Origin of the sequence: Streptomyces capoamus, from assembly GCF_014654935.1 — a bacterium.
Classification (GTDB): Bacteria; Actinomycetota; Actinomycetes; order Streptomycetales; family Streptomycetaceae; genus Streptomyces; species Streptomyces capoamus.
Genome location: NZ_BNBF01000004.1, coordinates 174,480 through 176,957 on the forward strand (window position 1 = coordinate 174,480; position 2,478 = coordinate 176,957).

Genomic DNA, 2,478 nt, shown 5'->3' on the forward strand with positions numbered 1-2,478 from the left:
GCAGGCCCGTGTGGAGGGTGCGCGAGCGACGTGCACTGCACGATGGCCAGGGCGGCCAGCGGCACGGACGTCCTGGCGCAGCGCAGGTGGCGGAGGTCCAACAACGGTTCCGCAGTGCGCAGTTCCACCAGCACGAGCACGACGAGCAGTAGGACGCCGGCGAGGAAGGGGACGAGCGAACCGACAGCCCCAGTCCGAGGACCGCTCGCAGGCGAACACCAGCAGCGCCAGACCGCAGGCGATGAGGGCGCAGCCGGTCAGGTCCAGCGCCCGGCCGGGCAGCCCCTCCAGATGCCAGCGCGGCGACGGCCAGCGGGGTGAGGACCCCGGCGGCTGGTCAGATTGGTGAACAGCAGAGCACTCGCGGTCACCGTGGCGACCACGGCGGTCCGACGTTGGCTTCCCGCGGGACTATGCATGGGGTCGGCCTACGTACGCGTTTCGTACGCTCCACTGACGCAATCCGTACGCGACATCAGGGTGCACCCCCCAGGCATGGGTGAGGCCTGGCAGGGCATCCGGGGTGATGAGCCGGGGTGCCGCCCGTCGATGTCATGGCCTAGAAGGAGTGAAGGTGAAGGGCTTCCGCAGCTTCATATTGCGCGGCAATGTGGTCGACTTGGCAGTCGGCATCGTGATCGGAGCGGCGTTCACCGCCGTCGTCAACGGCTTCGTCGGCGCATTCTTGACTCCGCTCGTGGGACTGGCCACCGGTGCCACCGGCGACATGGGCCGCAAGACCTTCACAGTAGGCGCCACCAAGTTCCCCTATGGAGCCTTCCTCAACGCGGCGATCAGTTTCCTCCTCATCGCCAGCGCCCTGTACTTCCTCGTCGTACTCCCGATCAACAAGCTGCACGAGCGTCTCGCTCCCCACCACGACGTCCAAGCCCCCAAGCGGGACTGCCCCGAGTGCCTCAGCCCCGTCCCGGCCCAGGCCCGACGCTGCGCCTCCTGCACCGTCCCCCTGCCCGCGGTACCCGCCCAGACCGGGGAGACAACCCAGCGCGCCGGGTGACCGGACCCTCAACGCGCGCTCTCAGCTCATGCCCGCTCCCGCGTACCCGCCTCAGTGGCGGCCGCTAAGCGGGCGTGCGTCTTGCAGGGCGCTGTCATGGCTGTCGCGTTCCCGTTGCGGCTCCGCTCGATCCGCGAGTGCGGCGGGCGATCTACGACCCGCTGTCCGGGAGGCCCTTAGCCGCGGGACGTGAGGCGGATGGCGAATCCGCCGCCGCCGACGAGGCGTGGGCGGCTCGGCCGTGCGGCCACGCTGCCGACCCGCCGTCCGACGCCAAGGGCTACCTGCGCCGCGACGGGCGTAGGGCGGGTGCCGGGCAGTTCGTTCCCCACAGGGCGGCGGAGGCGCGAGCGGCGGCCGGGCGCGTCACCGCGTGAAGATCAGGTACAGGATCGCAGTCGCGATCACGCTGATGAGCAGGGAACCGAGGCAGCCGATCCGATTGCTGAAGAAGAACATGACGGCCGTGTACCCCGGAAGTGCCCTCTGTCGGCATGCCTGACGATGGCCCGGCGGCGACCGAGACCGCCGCCACCGCGACTGCCGTGATCACCGCGCGAAACCGGGCGTGCGGCCCAGCCATCTGTAACGACATTGCCTAGCGGACCGCACAAGTGTTTGGTCCGGGTGCAGGAGGTCAGACCTACCTGGCAGCCGTCGTCGCGGCCGGTACGACGTCGACGGGATCGTGTGCGATCGATGACAAGGGGTGGTCGTGATGACCGTGGCGCGGCAGGGCGGTGGCGGTGGCGGTTCCAGTGGCCTCTACGACGTTCTGGAACTCATCCTCGACCGGGGGCTGGTGATCGACGCCTTCATCCGGGTGTCCCTCGTGGGTATCGAGATACTCAAGATCGACATTCGTATCGTGGTCGCCAGCGTCGACACGTACCTGCGGTTCGCCGAGGCGTGCAACCGTCTGGACCTGGAATCGGGACCGCGGAAGCCGGCCGGGCTCACCGAGCTTCCGGAGAAGATGAAGGGGTCCGGCTCCCAAGGTGCGGCCAAGGGCGTCCTCTCCGGAGCCGCGGAGGCGGTGTCGGAGGCGTTCCAGCAGGCGCGGGAAGAGGGCCAGGCTCAGCGACGGTCCTGACGTCGGCGGCGCGCCGGTCCGGTCCGGCCGGGCGTGGGTCCCCCCGAACGCTTCCGTGTGTCTGCGCCGCCGGCTTCCTTCACTGTCTGCGCCACCACCGCGGGCACCGCGAGTATCAGCAGCAGCGAAAGCGCGTTCCTCACCGCAGGTCCCTCCTCGTTCCGGCCCGCCGGGAGCCCCGGGCCATCAGCACCATCAGGACGGCGCCGCACCCTACGGCCGTGATGCCCAGCACCAGGGGGAAGGCCGGCGCGTGACCGCCGTCCCCTGTCAGGGACAGGAGGATCGCGGCGGCGCCGACGAGGAGCATCAGCGCCACGGCAATTCTCAACGCCAGCATGTTTCCTCCACCTGCGAACGAGACGGC

General features: G+C 69.6%; 3 protein-coding genes. 2 read left to right on the top strand and 1 reads right to left on the bottom strand.

Annotation, left to right across the window (positions count from 1 at the left end; translation table 11 throughout):
- Positions 1–574: 574 nt before the first annotated feature.
- Both mscL and gvpJ read left to right on the top strand, forming a co-directional pair.
- A complete protein-coding gene (gene mscL, locus IE312_RS08885) occupies positions 575–1,018 on the top strand; it encodes a large conductance mechanosensitive channel protein MscL (RefSeq protein WP_229899370.1) in 444 nt (147 codons plus the stop codon).
- A gap of 718 nt (positions 1,019–1,736) precedes the next feature.
- A complete protein-coding gene (gene gvpJ / locus IE312_RS08890; protein ID WP_189980064.1) occupies positions 1,737–2,111 on the top strand; it encodes a gas vesicle protein GvpJ in 375 nt (124 codons plus the stop codon).
- A gap of 139 nt (positions 2,112–2,250) precedes the next feature.
- Here the strand turns inward: gvpJ and IE312_RS08895 are convergent.
- Positions 2,251–2,478 (bottom strand): hypothetical protein (locus IE312_RS08895; protein ID WP_229899372.1); only part of this gene is annotated, 228 nt, incomplete at its 5' end.

Bases quoted from the DNA above. Each gene is read 5' to 3' on its own strand.
- gvpJ (WP_189980064.1), top strand. From the start codon at position 1,737: ATGACCGTGGCGCGGCAGGGCGGTGGCGGTGGCGGTTCCAGTGGCCTC.